Genomic DNA, 15137 nt, shown 5'->3' with positions numbered 1-15137 from the left:
AGCTCACCACGTTTCAGATAACGCCGTGTAACGCTGTTGCTTGCGATAAATTTGGTCATATGTCCTCCAGTGGTTGCTTTGGTGATTGAATGGCCGGTGCTGATATCCGGCTTGCGGCTAGCCCAGCAATATGAAGCAACTCTGGTTGAGCGATTTGGGCAGGAGTTGGTTGACTGGCTGAATGGCCCGCATGAAATGACCAGATACCGGCGCGAAGACTTCATCCGGATCCGCGATGAGTACCGGCGCAAATGTCGTGAAATGGAAAAGAAACTGGAGGATGTATGACATTCGAATCCTACTTTGCTGATCACATTCGACTGCGCTGGACACGGTTACGCATCTATCGTCACCCTGGCTCATTTGCCACTGACTACCGGATATTACGCAATTACATCAGTCGCTATAAACCATCAGGAGCAGAAGCATGAATCTCGAAAATACAGTGAAATATCACTTTGCGAAGTCAACGATGATTAGCGACTCTCCCCGCGCCACGGCGTCAGACTCTTTGACCGGAACTGACATCATGGCGGCGATTGGCATGACACAAACACGCGCCGCTCTCGGATTTAGCGCTTTCCTCGGCAAGATGGATATCAGCGACTATGACCGCGACCGGGCGATCAAACTTTTAACTCAATATGCAATGGAGCAGTGCGATAAGGTTGCAGCCTTACGCAAGCTCGAGACAGATATTAAGCTGAAAGTAATGCAAGTACTCGCAACGTTCGCATTTGCTGACTACTCACGTAGCGCCGCCAGCACCAGAACGTGCGACTGCTGTCAAGGTAATAAATTCGTAGAAGCGCAGGTGATGACGATGAAGCACATCGGCAGACCTAATCTGGAGGAAAGGCGGGAAACGGTTAAGGTGCTTTGCCACAAATGCAAAGGGAAGGGTGTGCTGACCAATGCTTGCCAGTGCAATGGAAAAGGTATGGTTCTGGACAAAGAGAAAACTATTCTACAAGGCGGCGTTCCAGCTTATAAAACATGCATCCGGTGTAATGGGCGAGGATATGCGAGATTGCTACCGGATAGCGTCCGTAAATATATCTGCGCGACAGTGATGGATATACCTGAAACCACGTGGCGCAGGTCTTATAAGGATTTCTTTGAAAGCCTGGTAGGTGAGTGCATTAAACAGGAGGAATACGCAAACCGGATGTTGAACAAAGTCACACAGTAGTGAATATTTTCTACGAAATAGGATTTATCTAGAAAATTACACTTTACAAAGTGGCGATTTTTGTTTAATCTCGATTCTAACGATGGGTTACTGACTTCGTTGGCGGTGAGATAAGCGAGGTGGCGCTCACCACTGAACTGCCTAGTTGGTATCTTCGACGCATCGTCTGGTACTCCAACCATCAGCAAGCTGAGAGGTTTGCAAACTGAGTCACCGGCAGCTATCAGAATCCTTAGTTTCTCAGGCCGAGATATGATAGTTGCACCCATTTAAGCCCTTGCATAAATGCAGGGGCTTTTTGTATTCAGGGTCAGAAGCACAGAGGTTGTGCGATCGGCTGTTAACCGATTGGTCGAAGGTTCGAATCCTTCCTGTCCCGCCAAATTCCTACCAGGACCATAAGAGCGAAAGCTCAACGCACTACCCTCATCTTGCCAGCCGCGCCGCTGGCTTTTTTCGAGCGCATTACCACCAAGAACCAGACCCAACCAACTCACTGCTGAATATCTGTGGCTACGGTGGTTTAGTGCGCTTCAAAAAAGAAAACCCGCACTATGGCGGGCTTCGTGAAAATGGGCGACGGTAAGTAGTTGACGCTACTCACCGCCATCTTGCCCGTGAATCGACTCACGAACAAAGACCGAAGGCCCATATCGTCTGATCAGACGGATGTAACTTAGTTCGGATTTGTTCATTAAACAAGATCCACATTAATAAATGTGAACAAGTCCCTCAATTTGAGGGTCGCATCTTTCGCGGCCTGGCTAGTCTCTCCCCGCGCCGTTTTACGGCCAGGCGCATTTTAAGCAGCCACCAGAGTGGTGGAGACTACGCAATGGCAAACGGAATCGACTTCATTCCGGCTCTGCTTCTCGCGGTCATCATGAATCTGGTTGGCTCACTGGCGAAGTATGCTTACAGCTCTCCTGATGAAAGAGTTCCGCTCTTTAATCATGTGATCGTGTCACTCTTTGCCGGAATGATGATGTTTTTATTTTCAATGACGAACGGGTGGTCGTTATACGTTATGGGTATTGGTTGCGGCGCTGCCGGTTGGCAGGGTGCATCAATAATAAGGCGTATCCATCCACCTGGGTTCGGACCAGATGGTGAAAGTGATGACAAATAACGTTGAGCTGAAGGTTGGGCGTTATGTTATCAGGATTATGCCTGTGCTTTTTTTCCTAATAACTGCATTCGCCTGTTACAACATCCAGGCGGTTATTGACAATAGTCAGCAAACAATCGTCCAGATGCAAAAAGAAAACAGCAGCCTTTCAAAGCGGCTGACTGCATCAGATTTAAAGCGCCGTACTGCAGAGCAGGAATTGGCGTCACAGAAAAGTAATGGCCAATCACCTGGTGTGGTGATCATTTCGCCAGAAGGTTCCAAGGTTCACACATTTGATGCCCCCAGAGCTTACCCCAGCGTGCAGAAAGATCTCATCTTCTGAAGGAAATAATAATGAGTAACATTGTGAAAATCCTCAATTATGAAGAGGGGTATAAGGAGCGGCCATACATCGATACGGAGGGTTATCCCACTGTAGCGTGTGGTGTGAAGATTGGGCCAAAGGGTGCATCTCTGAGCAATTATATATTCACCGTTCCTCGTGAAGTGGGCGATGTATGGCTGGAGTCATTCGTTGCTTCAACTATCAAAAAGATGAATGAAAACCCTCTCATCATTTCCGCGATGAAAGCATGTAATCAGGAACGCAAAGATATCCTAATTAGCATGGCTTATCAGATGGGCGTTCAGGGGCTCGCGGGGTTCAAGAACACTCTCGCTATGGTGTCTTCTGGTAACTTCTCTGGTGCTGCATCCGGAATGCTATCAAGCAAATGGGCAAAGCAAACTCCAAACCGTGCAAACCGTCACGCAGAGGTAATGCGAACCGGGACGCTTGACGCCTATAAGGGGGTTATCTGATGAAAATATTCATCGCATTCTGCCTGGTTGCTATTGTTGTTCTGTTAATGGCCCAGAGATACACCCGTCTCGAGTTCGTGTCACACGCAAAGCTGTTGTTCAAGACTTGGTCTGTCTGGTTGGCTTCAATGGGCGCAATGATGGGAGCATGGATACAGAGCTTCCCTGATGCAGCTATTCAGGCCTGGACGTTATTGCCTGAAGACATCAAAGGCTATATCCCTCATGACATTCTCGGTTACATCAGCCAGGGCATGGTTGTGATCGCGGTACTTGCTCAGTTCGTTCGGCAGTCAAAGCTGAAAGACAAGGCCGTAGAAATGAGGGAGTCAAAATGAGTTCGTTAATGGCTGTCGGATGGGAGTACATAATTGGTGCAATAGGGATAATTTGTGCTGTTGCTCTTACCTGGTTCACAGCGAAAAACAAAGGTCAGACAGAGGCAAAAGCTGACGCTGATGTTAAGAGTGCAAACTCAGAAAAAGAGACGGCACAGAACATCACCATAAAACAGGAGGCCACCATAAAGGCGGTGAAAGATGTTACACAGGAAAATCAGTCTCTGTCTGATGATGCTGCTCGCCAGCGCATGCGTGGATCGAAATACCACTCCGCAGATTAAATACGTATACGTCGATAGCGCGTGTACAGCTTTTCAGCCAATCATCACTCATGGGAAAGATCCTGATGTGATGGATGGTAGAACAGTAAAAGCAATAAACACCCATAACGACACATGGGACAGGCTGTGCGCTAAATGATTTGTGTGACCCTCTAAGGAGCGTGATTCACCATCTTGGCAGGCCGGAACAGACGGAAGTGACCAATCACTACTGAGAAGCAGAGAAACCGTTGCGCTAAGGAGAAGGTATGATAATCCCAGAAAATATTAAGGCCATCGGATCCACCGGGGGAAATTCATCGCAAAGCATCACTATAAATTCAGTGGCAGCGAACGGAAGGCCTTTTGGAACCCCATTTGTTCTATCTCAAACAAGCCCTGCATTCGTAACATACTCAATAGATCAAAGCATTCCTTCTGATGTCGGAGGGCAGGCAACTATCACAGCTACAGTAGATGGAGTGTTTGTTTCTGGAACAAGAAATACAGAGGTCGCCAATAGCGGAGAAGTAGTAGCAATCAACAGGCGAGAGGTAATCTCATTTTTTGTTCCTCCAGGATCTTCTGTATCACTTGGTAGGTCATTAAGCACTGGAGTAACAGCAGCATTGGCTGGCGGACAGGAGGTGATTTTTAAATGAGCACAACGACTATAACCGTCAGTGATGATTGGCAGCAAGTAACCACTGGCACAGAAACAAAATTGCTACAAATATGTTCAGGGGTAATTCTTGTTGCGGACTCTCTCACTAAACCTGATGTTAATTCTCCTGGATATGTAATTCGCGGCTTTGTACAGATAACTCCGCCAACTATTGCATGGATTAGAAACTCAAATTCAGGCGAAGTGTTGGTGACAATATAACACTGCCAGATTTTATCCTTCAAAATGCGATTCGCTCCTATGAGCGGAAAGCAGGAAATTCTGATTATGTTAATTGATGTCGGTGAGTTTCAGTTATGGATGTATCTTGAAGGAGAACTAGACCTCCAGCACGTGGGTTTCATTAAGGGGTTTAAGCCTGAAATGGATGATTGTTTTATCTACTTCCACCCCAAAAAAGACAACCCAAGCATTTCTGCAATTAAGAAATCTTCAGTTGGTGGCTTTACAGTAATCCCCATCGAAAAGAGTAAATAACATGACAAAGAAATTCGAAGAGATGCCGTTCGACGTGCAAGAGTCAATTCTTCGCACCATTGAATGGCGACTTACCCATGGCTGCTCCGGTGATGACGGAAAAGATGTTGATTCTGTTATGGCTGCTTATTGTCGGCTGTTTGAATCAAACTCCACAACTAAGGTTGGCGAGGTTGTAGTAAATATCACTACGGTGAATGGGAATACATAACATGGCAAAGCTCACAGACAAACAAGAGCTGTTTGCCCGTGAGTTCATTAAAGACCTCAACGCCACTCAGGCAGTCATACGGGCAGGGTTCAGCGAAAAGTCAGCCCGCAATCAGGCTTATCGCTTGATGACAAATGATGACATTTTAAATCGCATTGCAGAACTTAAAGCCGATCGCAACGAGCAGGTTGGCGTTGACGCTGCCTATGTGCTGCGCCGCCTAACAGAAATCGACCAGATGGATGTACTTGACATCCTGCTAGCCAACGGCGAACTGAAGCCGATTAAAGACTGGCCTAAAGTGTGGCGTACAACACTATCGGGAATGGATGTTGTCGAGATGGCATCTACTGATAGCGCTGCTCTCCTGAAGAAAATTAAGTGGCCTGACAAGGTGAAAAACCTCGAGCTGCTCGGAAAGCATGTCGATGTTCAAGCGTTCAAAGAGAATATTAAAACTGAAGTCACCGGTGCTAATGGCGGACCTATTGTTACTGCTGAAATGAGCGCCGAAGAGGCTGCCGAGAAATACAAAGACCTGATGGGTTAAATCATGCCAATTCCTTTCCCGTTCGACTTCCGAAACCCGGATTATGTTCAGGTATTCGAATGGCGACAGGAGCGGATCCTGCGCATAAGAAACACTCCTGACTCCATTCCGATTCTTAGCTCTTTCTACAGAGATAATCCAGCCCAGTTCATTATTGACTGGGGTATGACGTACGACCCTCGTAATCCAGAAAGAGGGCTACCGTCATATATTCCATTCCTGCTTTTCCCACGACAGGAAGAATGGATGGAATGGTTTATGGATAGATGGAGAGCACAAGAGCCAGGAATCACTGAAAAGACGCGTGACATGGGTATGAGCTGGCTTACAGTCGCTCTAGCATGCACTGTGTGCAACTTCAACAAAGGCATAAGCGTTGGCATAGGTAGCCGAAAAGAAGAATACGTAGATAAGATTGGCGTACCAAAATCCCTGCTTGAAAAAGCTCGCATGTTTATGTCTCTGCTACCCAAGGAATTCCGTCATGGATGGAGCAGGGATAAAGACGCGCCTCACATGCGCATCAAGTTTCCACATACCAGCTCTATTATCTCTGGTGAGTGTGGCGACGGCATAGGGCGAGGCGATCGCGCTAGCTTCTACATTGTAGATGAAGCGGCTTTCCTTGAGCGACCCACATTAGTTGACGCCTCGCTTTCTGCAACGACCAACTGCCGACAAGATATTTCAACCCCCAATGGTAACGCCAATAGCTTCGCTATACGACGCCATGGTGGAAAGATACCAGTGTTCACATTCCACTGGCGGGATGATCCTCGTAAAGACCAGGCGTGGTATGACAAGCAGGTGGAGTTACTCGATCCTGTTACCGTGGCGCAGGAAATTGACATCGACTACAACGCATCAGTGGAAGGCGTGATTATTCCGTCATCGTGGGTTCAGGCTGCTATCGATGCACATATCAAGTTGGGCATTGAACCATCAGGAGCTAGAAAAGGCGCGCTTGACGTGGCTGACGAGGGAATTGATAAAAACGCCTTCACATCAGGTCATGGAATTCTGGTTGATGTTTGTGAGGAGTGGAGCGGAAAAGGTTCTGATATCTTCCAGACCGTTGTAAAAGCGACAAACCTTGCTGATGACAACGGTTGCAGTGATGTCCTTTATGATGCAGATGGCATTGGAGCAGGATGCAGAGGAGACTCCAAGCAGGTTAACGATGAGCGCACAAAAGCCGGCAAGAGACCTGTTAACTTTAATGCGTATAAGGGAAGTTCTGGAGTATTAAACCCTGACAAAGTTCTGATGAAGGATGCAAATGGAAGAAGCATCACCAACAAAGACTTTTTCCAAAACTTCAAAGCCCAATCATGGTGGCATCTAAGGACTCTATTCCTGAATACATATCGCGCCATTAATGGAATGAAATACGACGCAGACGAAATTATTTCTCTCTCTTCAAAAATGGCTGCATTACCAAGATTAACCTCTGAATTAAGCCAGCCAACATATAGCAAAAACTCAGCAGGGAAGATTCTGGTCGATAAGAAACCGGATGGAGCCTTGTCACCTAACTGCGCAGATAGCCTGGTAATCCTCAAGTCACCTGACAGAGGTCCGTTACGCATATCTGAAGAACTTTTGAGGCTCGCATAGTGTTTGAACGCTGGAAAAAGAAAAAAGCTGAGCCTCCAAAGGAAGAGGCAAAACAGCCCATGTCGTTGGCAAGTGCGCTGGCGATGCTGAATGAGCAGGAAAGGATTAAGTCAGAGGGTGAAGTGCTTCGCCAGATTGAGCGCTACACACCGCCGCCGGGGGTTATCCCTGAGCATATCGGTGATGCTGCTCTGGCGATGGACTCCACCCCCTACAGTTACCTGAATTCAGCCAATATCACAGCATATGGATATGGTGGCTTCCCCGGCTATCCGTATCTGTCACAGCTTGCCCAGCTGCCGGAGTATCGCAAGATTACTGGCACGATCGCCGAGGAAATGACGCGCAAGTGGATTGAGTTGAAGCACGTCGGAAAAGATGAAGGTGACGACAAAGCCGACAAGATTCGCCAACTGGATGACGCGTTAAGGCGCTTTCAGGTTCGTGAAAAGTTCCGTGAAGCCGCAGAGCATGACGGTTACTTCGGGCGGGGCCAGATTTACATCGATGTGAAGACACCGAGCGGTAACTCTGCCTGGCTGGTTCCTGATGAGCTGGACAAGAAGCTCTACATCAGCCCTCGCAAGATAACCAAAGGCAGCCTGAACGGGTTCCGCGTTATCGAGGCTATGTGGACTTACCCGGGCGTGTATAACGCTGACAACCCGCTAAGCCCTGATTTCTTCAATCCGGCCGAATGGTACGTCATGGGGCGCACAGTTCACGCCAGCCGTATGCTGACGATGATTTCGCGTCAGGTGCCAGACATTCTCAAAGCAGCGTACAACTTTGGCGGCCTGTCTCTTAGCCAGATGGCAGAGCCCTACATACAGAACTGGCTGAGAACGCGTGACAGCGTAAGCGATCTGGTTCACTCGTTTGTGGTGTACGGCCTTAAGACGAACATGCAAAACGTGTTATCTGGAGTTGCGGATCCAAACCTGTTCATGCGCGCTGAGTTCTTCAATAAGGTTCGCGACAATCGCGGAATGTTCCTTGTTGATAAGGATGCGGAAGAATTCTTCCAGTTCGTGACAAGCCTGTCCGGTGTCGACGCTCTCCAGGCTCAAGCGCAAGAACAAATGGCATCGGTATCAAGCATTCCTCTGGTAAAGCTGCTTGGGATTACGCCAAACGGCCTCAACGCTTCGTCTGATGGTGAGATTCGCGTCTTCTACGACTCAATTCACGCCATGCAGGAGAATCTGTTCAGGAGCCCGCTTAAAACGGTGCTGGATGTCATTCAGTTGAACGAATTCGGTGAGATTGACCCTGATATCGATTTTGAGTTCCTGCCGTTGTACGAGCTTACAGAAGCCGAGAAGGCCGAGGTCATGAAACATCAGTCTGAGGCTGACAAGAACTACGCCGAAGCCGGAGTGTTCGACCTTGACGCGATCAGGAGTATGCGCCAGTCAGACAAGTCCAGCCCATACCACATGATGGAATCCGAAGATGACGAAGAAGAGTACGAAAACGAGTCCATCGAAGAAGGATTCGAAGACCCAGAAAATCCTTCGTCCAGTCAGGGCTAACGCCGGAGTTCATGAGTGGTATCGCGCTGAGCTTCTCAAGCTGGTTCGGGAGATGAACAAGTCTTACCGATACTGGCTTGAAGCTGGATACAAAGACAGCATGGCGATGGATGCCAGTCCTGCGAATGAGTTAAAACGCAGGCTGGCGAAGCTCGGCAAGAAGTGGGAGAGAAAGTTCAGCGAGCTTGCCAAGAAACTTGCAGATCGCTTTGTCGATAAGACTCTGCGAAATACCGACGTTTCTCTACACTCCGCGTTAAAAGCTGGCGGATTCACGGTTAAGTTCACGATGAATGATGAGCTTAAAAACGCGATGCAGGCCGTCATTAACGAGAACGTCAACCTGATTAAGTCGATATCCTGAATTCTCATCTGTCGACGACGCACTCCTTCAGCAGTATTTCACCCAGGCAACCATCTATCTCGATAACACCGATTTTAGTCGTGTGTCGGATTTGGCTGTCCGCGCAATGCTGCTGAATATGCTGGTTGCCCATATTGCCTTTCTGTATTCGGGCGCTAATGGGCAGTCTCCATCCGGATTGGTAGGGCGAATTGACAGCGCATCAGAGGGTTCAGTTAGCGTTCATGCGGATATGCCAGGGGTAACAGCAAACTCAGCATGGTACATGCAAACAAAGTATGGCGCTGATTACTGGAATGCTACGGCACCATTCCGCACCTTCCAGTATATAAGCGGTCATTCCCCATCAAATTATCCCTACGGATATTACCGGAGGTACTGATGGATAAGGTAATGGATGCACTGGATAAAGCAGCAAGCTCATTCGGAAATCTTCAACTAAAAGTTGGATTCCTTGAAGGGGCTACTTATCCAGACGGAACCCCTGTCCCAATGGTTGCTGCGACGAACGAATTTGGTAACCCGGCAAATAACCAACCGCCAAGACCATTCTTTCGCAATGCAATAGCTGGACATGAAACGGAATGGCAAGAGGCAACAGCCAAGCTGATTGAAAACGGTGATGAGACCAGAGACGTTCTTTCTCTGCTTGGTGAAATAATCGTGGATGACATTAAAGAATCTATTCGATCACTTGATTCTCCGCCACTTTCACCAGTGACCATTGCGAAGAAAGGGTTTGATAAGCCGCTGATTGACACATCAAACATGCTAAACAGCGTTAGCTACGAGGTGGGAGAAATTGAATCTCAGACAAATAGCGAATAACGCGATCACCAGCATCAACCCCAATATCTCAGCAATCCTGAAGAAATACGCCGGTGAAACTATCGGACCCGGTCGCAAGCCATTTCCGTCTTACCTTCCTGATCAGAACGTCACCATTCAATTGCAGCCTATCAGCCGCGGCGACATGCAACACGTCGACGGTCTGAATATTCAGGGGCTGGCAAAGGTGATTTACGTCAATGGCAACTACTTCAGCGTGCAGCGCGAAATGGAGCAGGGCGGCGATATCTTCGTGATTAATGGCGAGCAATGGCTTGTCGTCGAACCGGTGGAGTTGTGGCCTGACTGGTGTCGTCTGATTGCTGTATTGCAGGTGAGCCCATGAATGATTACACGCTAGACGAAATCATTGACGATTTGGCTGGGTACATCGAGCCGATCGCCGGCACATGCCAGCAAGCGCAGGCAAACCGTGTTCCGATGCTAAAAGGCCAGTTCTGCATCCTGACCCCCTTGCGATTTACCCGGTTATCCACGACGAGAGACATCAAGCAGGACACTGGCTCTCCGGCAACAAGCGCCATGGGATACACAGAAGTTCGCCAGGCTGATATTCAGGTGGATATCTATGGTCAGGGTGCAGGGGATCGAGCGATTGCACTCGAAACCACGTTCGCGAGTAGTTATGGCTACGACACCATCAAAACCATCGACGCCCGGATTGCGCCGCTTTACTCATCACCTGCCATTCAGGCGCCGATGATCGACGCCGAAAGCCAGTGGCAGGAGAGATGGACCCTGACTCTTTCTTTACAGGCTCATATTACCGTGTCGTTCCCGCAGGATTACTTCGACAAGGCCGAAATCACTTTACAACAGGTAGATATATGACCATTCCATTATCAACGGATTTTAATATCACGCCCAATGTCGTTACGCCTGCCGGTTCTGCGGTTGATGCTAACGGCCTGATGCTGACCGATAACGAGCTTATCCCGGTCGGAGCGGTGCAATCTTATTTCTCATCCTCCGATGTCTCTGCTCTGATGGGCAGCGAATCAAAAGAATTCCTCGCCGCGCAGCAGTATTTCAACGGCTACGAAAACTCATCTGTTATTCCTGGTGAGTTGCTGATGTACCGCATCGTTACTGCTGACGTTGCTGGATATTTGCTGTCCGGTAATCTGAAAGGTGTGGCGCTGACCACCCTGAAGGCAATCCCGGCAGGGACCATCACCCTGTCAGTTGACGGCGTATCGGTCACCAGTACGTCAATCGACCTGTCAACGGCTACCAGCTTCAGTGACATTGCATCAAAGCTGCAGGTTGGTATTGGGGCAAGCAAGGTCGCGGTAGAATGGCTGCCGATTGCTAACCGCTTCATTATTCGCTCTGCCACTACCGGCGCGGATAGCGAAGTGTCTTATGCGTCCGCTGGCGCACTGGCTACCGGACTGTTGCTTACTCAGGCAACTGCGGCAATCGTATCTCCGGGTTCCGATGCTGTAACGCTGACAGACACGATGAATAACATCATCAACGTCAACCAGAACTGGATCCTGTTTAACTCGCTGGTCGAACTTACCGATGACCAGAAAACAGAGCTGTGCGCATGGGCAAGCAGCAGCAAAAACCGCTTTGGCTATGTCGTGCATGACACTACGGCTGAAGGAACTGTCGCCAACAATGCTAACTGCTTCGTGCAGAAAGTGGTTGTGGCTAATGGCTACGAGAACATTTTCCCGGTGTACGGCACATATCTGTACGGGGTAACCGCGCTGGCCTACGCCGCATCGGTAGATTTTGCTCGCACCAATGGGCGTATCTCGTTCAAATTCCGCGGCTTCCCGGGGTTGGCCCCTAACGTGACAGATCTGGCTACTGCTCAGGCTCTGAAATCGAACGGTTACAACTTCTACGGTGCTTACAGCCTGAATAAGACCATGGCTCAGTACGCATCTGACGGTGCTATTACCGGTAAATTCGTCTGGCTGGATACCTTCATCGATCAGGTATGGATTAACGCTAATCTGGTCAGCGCATACGCCAACCTGTTCACCAATAATCAGTCCTACCCGTTCAACCAAAACGGCTACGGTGCGATTCAGGCGGCCACAATTGACGTTGCTAACCAGGCTCTGACGTTCGGCGCAATTCAGAAAGGTGTCGTGCTGGATAATGCGCAGATCCGCATCGTGAATAACACAGTTGGCAAAGATATCTCCGCGACGCTGTATTCCGAGGGATGGTACTTGTATATCCCGACGCAAACCGGCGCGGCGCGTCTTGAGCGAGACCTGAAAGGCGTCATTTTCTATTATGTTGACGGGCAACTTATTCAGTCAATTACCATGTCCTCAACCGCTATTTTATAAGGGAATAAACCATGCCTATAGATATTACCTCGGCTAACAGTAAGCTGCGCATCGTCGTACCTGCTTACTATCCCGGCGGTTTTGACGTTGATGATTACGCAGCCGACAACATGTTTGAAACCGGCGCATTGCAGAACAAAGAAGACATGATGTCTGCTGATGGTAAATACCACGCTGGATTCGTCTTCAACCCGACAGAGTTCACCATTAACCTGATGGCAACATCGAATGCCAGCAGCCTGATTGATGACTGGATTGCTGCCGAGCGAACGGCAATTTCTGCGTTTGCATGCAACGCCACTTTGACCGTGCCGGCGCTGGGGGCGAAGTGGAACTTCGTTAACGGAGTCCTCTACACCTGGACACCTACTCCTCCGGGTCGCCGAGTTCTTCAGCCACGCCCGGCAGTATTCCACTTTGAGACCGTCACACGGAGCGCAATCTGATGGCACGTAAAGAGATCCCCTTCATCGTTGAGGAAGAAGGCCGCGATAAGGGTAAGGAATTCCTCATTACTGAGATGTCGGCGTGGGATGCCGACTCTCTGGCACAGGATATCTTCCGCGCTATGGGTGATTCTAATTACAGCAGCATCCCGGCTGATGTGATCGCAATGGGGTGCGCCGGGCTGGCAACAGTTGGCCTGAGCGTCATCTCTGCATCATCTCCGGAAGTTGCCCGACAGTTGCGCGACCGCCTGATGTCGACGGTGGATATCATCATCACCAATGAAGGGCAGCGCCAGCAGCGCAAAGTGAATGGTTCTCTGGACTTCGAAGAGGTTTCGACCATTCGCTCCCTGCTGGACAAGGTGTTTGAGATTAATTTCAATTTTTTAACGATCGCCGGAGAGTAAAGTATCCCTTCCTTGAGGAAGATGCTCCACCGGCTAAGTTAGTCTCCCCCGTCAATATCTCATCAACCATCAACGCCATTATCTGCTCCGGAAAAGCCTCTTACCTCGATTTACAGGAAAAGCTTTCCGTAGCGGATATGTACAACCTGCTCGAGATTATCTCAGTGGAAAACTTCAATCAGCGCGTGTGGCATAAGCATCAGGAGCAACGATGATTATTCAGGAGCTTGCTTACAAAGTAACCGTCAAAGCAGACGAGTTCCTGAATGGTAAGCGCAAAGTAAGCGAAGAGGTTGGAAAGCTAAACAAAGAGCTTTCACGTGCTGAGAAAGAGCGCGAGAAAGAGCTTAAAAAGCAGCGGGAAGAGCTTGAGAAGTTTGGCAAGTCAGCCACATCAGCTTTCCGTAACGTTACGGCTGCCGCTGCCGGGTTCCTTGGTATAGGTGCTGGCCTGTATGGTATCAAGCAACTATTCACATCCACTGCCAATGAAATCGTTCGTGCCAGTACACAGGCTAAGTTCTTCGGCTCTGATGTAAACCGTTTATTTGGTATGCGACGAGGTTTCGAGCAGGCAGGGCTTAATGCTGACGCGTTCATCGGTGCTTCTGGTAACGCACGAATGGCGCTGGCTAACATCAAAGACCCGACAATCTTTGGTGGGCTCACCGGCGCAGCACAAAACCTGATGGTGTTGGGCGCGCGTACCGGGCTGAACATCAATAACCTTGGTGACCCTAACAAGGCGCTTGGAGAGTTCACCCGCTACGGCAAATCACACTCTCAGGAAAACCTGATGCAGGTGATGGCGGCCGCCGGGTTCGACCCGACAGACGCAGCCAAGATTAAATCTGGTGAGTTAAAGTCTCTGGTCGACTCAGAAACGAAGAAGTCGAACATCACCGCCGCCCAGGTGAAAGAGCAGGAAAACTTGCTGGTTACTTTGGGGCAACTCGACGCGCAATTTGACCGCATCCGACAGGATATAGCCATCGCCTTTGCACCTGAAGTTATGAGCGCGCTAAAACAGTTTGGTGACTGGATCAAAGACCACCATGGCGACATCATCGGGTTCTTTCGCGATGCCGGAGAATCAGTTAAGAAACTGACAGAATCAGTCGGCGGGGCGAATGCGCTTCTTCTGTTGCTGGCCGCAGGGCTGAGGCTTAACCCTCTTGTTCTTGCTGGAATGGCGGGAGTTCAAGCGATTAATAACATTGCTGACGCCGCGAAAGAGAAAGACAAGACCGATTCACTATGGAATTCGATAGTTAAACGATGGAATGCAGGTGGTTGGGCTAACGCTACAGGCGTAACATCAAATGGTGCTGAACAACACGCGCAGTCAGCAAGAAGGATGCAGCAGTCACCGGGAGAAATGGATGATCTTCTACATGGCGTGATGATGACAGAGTCGGGCGGAAACCCCCTTGCATACAATGTTTCAGGGGCAACTGGCGCGTACCAATTAATGCGTGGCACAGCAATGGATATGGGGCTTCGTGTCGATTCTCAAGTAGATGAGAGATTAGATCCAGAGAAATCTCGAGCAGCAGCCGGCGCTTACATGAGAGTGTTACTAAAGCGCTACGATGGTAACGTCGATAACGCTCTCAGAGCTTATAACTGGGGAATGGGTAACGTTGATAAGTGGATCGCTAATGGTAGCGACATCTCACAGTTACCAAAAGAAACGCGTGAGTACACTGGCAAGGTCTATGGGAACATAGGCAATGCCCGCAACTATTACGCAACACAGGGAAGAATGGCAGATAACAGGCCATATCAACTGGCGTCAAGTGGTGGGCAGCCTCAGATACAAAACAGCACTCACATCAATACAGTGAACGTTAACAGTAACCCGACAACAGTTGACGCTCTGACAAAGAGTATCAATCAACAAGCTAGCCGGGCATCGACAAACGCGGCATTTTCTAGCATCGTCAGGTGAT

At 49.1% G+C, this 15137-nt stretch carries 22 protein-coding genes, 1 tRNA gene and 2 pseudogenes; all 25 read left to right on the top strand.

Annotation, left to right across the window (positions count from 1 at the left end; all coding sequences use genetic code 11):
• Window positions 1-288 (top strand): annotated as a pseudogene (locus On2M_RS24290) (recombination protein NinG); the annotation flags it as partial.
• Window positions 285-431 carry a YlcG family protein gene (locus On2M_RS18010; protein ID WP_210904756.1) on the top strand — a complete coding sequence of 49 codons (147 nt, stop codon included), beginning with the start codon at window positions 285-287 and terminating at the stop codon, window positions 429-431. The pseudogene On2M_RS24290 and the gene On2M_RS18010, both read left to right, overlap by 4 nt.
• Window positions 428-1192 (top strand): antitermination protein, encoded by a 765-nt coding sequence (locus On2M_RS18005; protein ID WP_210904757.1) that lies wholly within the window; start codon window positions 428-430, stop codon window positions 1190-1192. Before On2M_RS18010 ends, On2M_RS18005 begins: the two co-directional genes overlap by 4 nt.
• Window positions 1193-1499: 307 nt before the next feature.
• A tRNA-Asn gene (locus tag On2M_RS18000) sits at window positions 1500-1574 on the top strand.
• A gap of 453 nt (window positions 1575-2027) precedes the next feature.
• Complete coding sequence (locus On2M_RS17995; protein WP_101699709.1) at window positions 2028-2321, top strand: hypothetical protein; 294 nt, start codon at window positions 2028-2030, stop codon at window positions 2319-2321.
• Entirely contained in the window at window positions 2311-2646 is a 336-nt protein-coding gene (locus tag On2M_RS17990; RefSeq protein ID WP_101699711.1) for a hypothetical protein, read from the top strand. The genes On2M_RS17995 and On2M_RS17990 overlap by 11 nt, the downstream gene beginning before the upstream one ends.
• An 11-nt stretch (window positions 2647-2657) precedes the next feature.
• The gene (locus tag On2M_RS17985; RefSeq protein ID WP_101699713.1) at window positions 2658-3125 is read left to right on the top strand and encodes a glycoside hydrolase family protein; all 468 of its coding nucleotides are present in this window, start codon (window positions 2658-2660) and stop codon (window positions 3123-3125) included.
• On the top strand, window positions 3125-3463 hold the full coding sequence (locus On2M_RS17980; RefSeq protein WP_210904758.1) for a hypothetical protein: 339 nt from the start codon (window positions 3125-3127) through the stop codon (window positions 3461-3463). Before On2M_RS17985 ends, On2M_RS17980 begins: the two co-directional genes overlap by 1 nt.
• Window positions 3460-3747 (top strand): hypothetical protein, encoded by a 288-nt coding sequence (locus On2M_RS17975; RefSeq protein WP_210904759.1) that lies wholly within the window; start codon window positions 3460-3462, stop codon window positions 3745-3747. The genes On2M_RS17980 and On2M_RS17975 overlap by 4 nt, the downstream gene beginning before the upstream one ends.
• Window positions 3748-3995: 248 nt before the next feature.
• Entirely contained in the window at window positions 3996-4388 is a 393-nt protein-coding gene (locus tag On2M_RS17970) for a hypothetical protein (RefSeq protein ID WP_210904760.1), read from the top strand.
• Window positions 4385-4612 (top strand): hypothetical protein, encoded by a 228-nt coding sequence (locus On2M_RS17965; protein ID WP_210904761.1) that lies wholly within the window; start codon window positions 4385-4387, stop codon window positions 4610-4612. The genes On2M_RS17970 and On2M_RS17965 overlap by 4 nt, the downstream gene beginning before the upstream one ends.
• Before the next feature lie 66 nt (window positions 4613-4678).
• The gene (locus On2M_RS17960; protein ID WP_210904762.1) at window positions 4679-4888 is read left to right on the top strand and encodes a hypothetical protein; all 210 of its coding nucleotides are present in this window, start codon (window positions 4679-4681) and stop codon (window positions 4886-4888) included.
• A 1-nt stretch (window position 4889) separates the two neighbouring features.
• Window positions 4890-5099: a hypothetical protein gene (locus tag On2M_RS17955; protein ID WP_210904763.1), complete on the top strand. Its 210-nt coding sequence runs from the start codon at window positions 4890-4892 to the stop codon at window positions 5097-5099.
• A gap of 1 nt (window position 5100) precedes the next feature.
• A complete protein-coding gene (locus tag On2M_RS17950) occupies window positions 5101-5649 on the top strand; it encodes a terminase small subunit (RefSeq protein ID WP_210904764.1) in 549 nt (182 codons plus the stop codon).
• Between the two features lie 3 nt (window positions 5650-5652).
• The gene (locus tag On2M_RS17945) at window positions 5653-7266 is read left to right on the top strand and encodes a TerL protein (RefSeq protein WP_210904765.1); all 1614 of its coding nucleotides are present in this window, start codon (window positions 5653-5655) and stop codon (window positions 7264-7266) included.
• Window positions 7266-8801, top strand: a complete 1536-nt coding sequence (locus tag On2M_RS17940) for a DUF1073 domain-containing protein (RefSeq protein ID WP_348772784.1) — start codon at window positions 7266-7268, stop codon at window positions 8799-8801. The genes On2M_RS17945 and On2M_RS17940 overlap by 1 nt, the downstream gene beginning before the upstream one ends.
• Before the next feature lie 52 nt (window positions 8802-8853).
• Complete coding sequence (locus tag On2M_RS17935; protein WP_210904766.1) at window positions 8854-9165, top strand: hypothetical protein; 312 nt, start codon at window positions 8854-8856, stop codon at window positions 9163-9165.
• A pseudogene (locus tag On2M_RS17930) lies at window positions 9155-9547 on the top strand (DUF4054 domain-containing protein); the annotation flags it as partial. The gene On2M_RS17935 and the pseudogene On2M_RS17930, both read left to right, overlap by 11 nt.
• Window positions 9547-9993, top strand: a complete 447-nt coding sequence (locus On2M_RS17925; RefSeq protein WP_210904767.1) for a hypothetical protein — start codon at window positions 9547-9549, stop codon at window positions 9991-9993. The pseudogene On2M_RS17930 and the gene On2M_RS17925, both read left to right, overlap by 1 nt.
• Window positions 9968-10339: a hypothetical protein gene (locus tag On2M_RS17920; RefSeq protein WP_210904768.1), complete on the top strand. Its 372-nt coding sequence runs from the start codon at window positions 9968-9970 to the stop codon at window positions 10337-10339. Before On2M_RS17925 ends, On2M_RS17920 begins: the two co-directional genes overlap by 26 nt.
• On the top strand, window positions 10336-10845 hold the full coding sequence (locus tag On2M_RS24285) for a hypothetical protein (RefSeq protein WP_247604967.1): 510 nt from the start codon (window positions 10336-10338) through the stop codon (window positions 10843-10845). Before On2M_RS17920 ends, On2M_RS24285 begins: the two co-directional genes overlap by 4 nt.
• Window positions 10842-12329, top strand: coding sequence for a DUF3383 domain-containing protein (locus tag On2M_RS17910; RefSeq protein WP_210904769.1), 1488 nt, complete (start codon window positions 10842-10844; stop codon window positions 12327-12329). Before On2M_RS24285 ends, On2M_RS17910 begins: the two co-directional genes overlap by 4 nt.
• An 11-nt stretch (window positions 12330-12340) precedes the next feature.
• Window positions 12341-12775 (top strand): hypothetical protein, encoded by a 435-nt coding sequence (locus On2M_RS17905; protein WP_210904770.1) that lies wholly within the window; start codon window positions 12341-12343, stop codon window positions 12773-12775.
• On the top strand, window positions 12775-13185 hold the full coding sequence (locus On2M_RS17900; RefSeq protein WP_210904771.1) for a hypothetical protein: 411 nt from the start codon (window positions 12775-12777) through the stop codon (window positions 13183-13185). The genes On2M_RS17905 and On2M_RS17900 overlap by 1 nt, the downstream gene beginning before the upstream one ends.
• Before the next feature lie 211 nt (window positions 13186-13396).
• The gene (locus tag On2M_RS17895) at window positions 13397-15136 is read left to right on the top strand and encodes a lytic transglycosylase domain-containing protein (RefSeq protein WP_210904772.1); all 1740 of its coding nucleotides are present in this window, start codon (window positions 13397-13399) and stop codon (window positions 15134-15136) included.
• Window position 15137: the final 1 nt, after the last annotated feature.

The sequence above is a fragment of the Citrobacter sp. On2M genome (assembly GCF_018035235.1).
GTDB classification, from domain to species: Bacteria; Pseudomonadota; Gammaproteobacteria; order Enterobacterales; family Enterobacteriaceae; genus Citrobacter; species Citrobacter meridianamericanus.
Note: the sequence above shows the minus strand (reverse complement) of the source record. Positions and strands in the feature narration are given on the sequence as shown.

What these genes read in the sequence shown, in the direction of transcription:
- On2M_RS17945 (WP_210904765.1), top strand. Translation starts at nt 5,653, where the DNA reads ATGCCAATTCCTTTCCCGTTCGACTTCCGAAACCCGGATTATGTTCAG.
- On2M_RS17990 (WP_101699711.1), top strand. Translation starts at nt 2,311, where the DNA reads ATGACAAATAACGTTGAGCTGAAGGTTGGGCGTTATGTTATCAGGATT.
- On2M_RS18005 (WP_210904757.1), top strand. Translation starts at nt 428, where the DNA reads ATGAATCTCGAAAATACAGTGAAATATCACTTTGCGAAGTCAACGATG.
- On2M_RS17910 (WP_210904769.1), top strand. Translation starts at nt 10,842, where the DNA reads ATGACCATTCCATTATCAACGGATTTTAATATCACGCCCAATGTCGTT.
- On2M_RS24285 (WP_247604967.1), top strand. Translation starts at nt 10,336, where the DNA reads ATGAATGATTACACGCTAGACGAAATCATTGACGATTTGGCTGGGTAC.
- On2M_RS17935 (WP_210904766.1), top strand. Translation starts at nt 8,854, where the DNA reads ATGAACAAGTCTTACCGATACTGGCTTGAAGCTGGATACAAAGACAGC.
- On2M_RS17905 (WP_210904770.1), top strand. Translation starts at nt 12,341, where the DNA reads ATGCCTATAGATATTACCTCGGCTAACAGTAAGCTGCGCATCGTCGTA.
- On2M_RS17900 (WP_210904771.1), top strand. Translation starts at nt 12,775, where the DNA reads ATGGCACGTAAAGAGATCCCCTTCATCGTTGAGGAAGAAGGCCGCGAT.
- On2M_RS17985 (WP_101699713.1), top strand. Translation starts at nt 2,658, where the DNA reads ATGAGTAACATTGTGAAAATCCTCAATTATGAAGAGGGGTATAAGGAG.
- On2M_RS17950 (WP_210904764.1), top strand. Translation starts at nt 5,101, where the DNA reads ATGGCAAAGCTCACAGACAAACAAGAGCTGTTTGCCCGTGAGTTCATT.
- On2M_RS17925 (WP_210904767.1), top strand. Translation starts at nt 9,547, where the DNA reads ATGGATAAGGTAATGGATGCACTGGATAAAGCAGCAAGCTCATTCGGA.
- On2M_RS17960 (WP_210904762.1), top strand. Translation starts at nt 4,679, where the DNA reads ATGTTAATTGATGTCGGTGAGTTTCAGTTATGGATGTATCTTGAAGGA.
- On2M_RS17980 (WP_210904758.1), top strand. Translation starts at nt 3,125, where the DNA reads ATGAAAATATTCATCGCATTCTGCCTGGTTGCTATTGTTGTTCTGTTA.
- On2M_RS17995 (WP_101699709.1), top strand. Translation starts at nt 2,028, where the DNA reads ATGGCAAACGGAATCGACTTCATTCCGGCTCTGCTTCTCGCGGTCATC.
- On2M_RS17970 (WP_210904760.1), top strand. Translation starts at nt 3,996, where the DNA reads ATGATAATCCCAGAAAATATTAAGGCCATCGGATCCACCGGGGGAAAT.
- On2M_RS17975 (WP_210904759.1), top strand. Translation starts at nt 3,460, where the DNA reads ATGAGTTCGTTAATGGCTGTCGGATGGGAGTACATAATTGGTGCAATA.
- On2M_RS17895 (WP_210904772.1), top strand. Translation starts at nt 13,397, where the DNA reads ATGATTATTCAGGAGCTTGCTTACAAAGTAACCGTCAAAGCAGACGAG.
- On2M_RS17965 (WP_210904761.1), top strand. Translation starts at nt 4,385, where the DNA reads ATGAGCACAACGACTATAACCGTCAGTGATGATTGGCAGCAAGTAACC.
- On2M_RS17955 (WP_210904763.1), top strand. Translation starts at nt 4,890, where the DNA reads ATGACAAAGAAATTCGAAGAGATGCCGTTCGACGTGCAAGAGTCAATT.
- On2M_RS18010 (WP_210904756.1), top strand. Translation starts at nt 285, where the DNA reads ATGACATTCGAATCCTACTTTGCTGATCACATTCGACTGCGCTGGACA.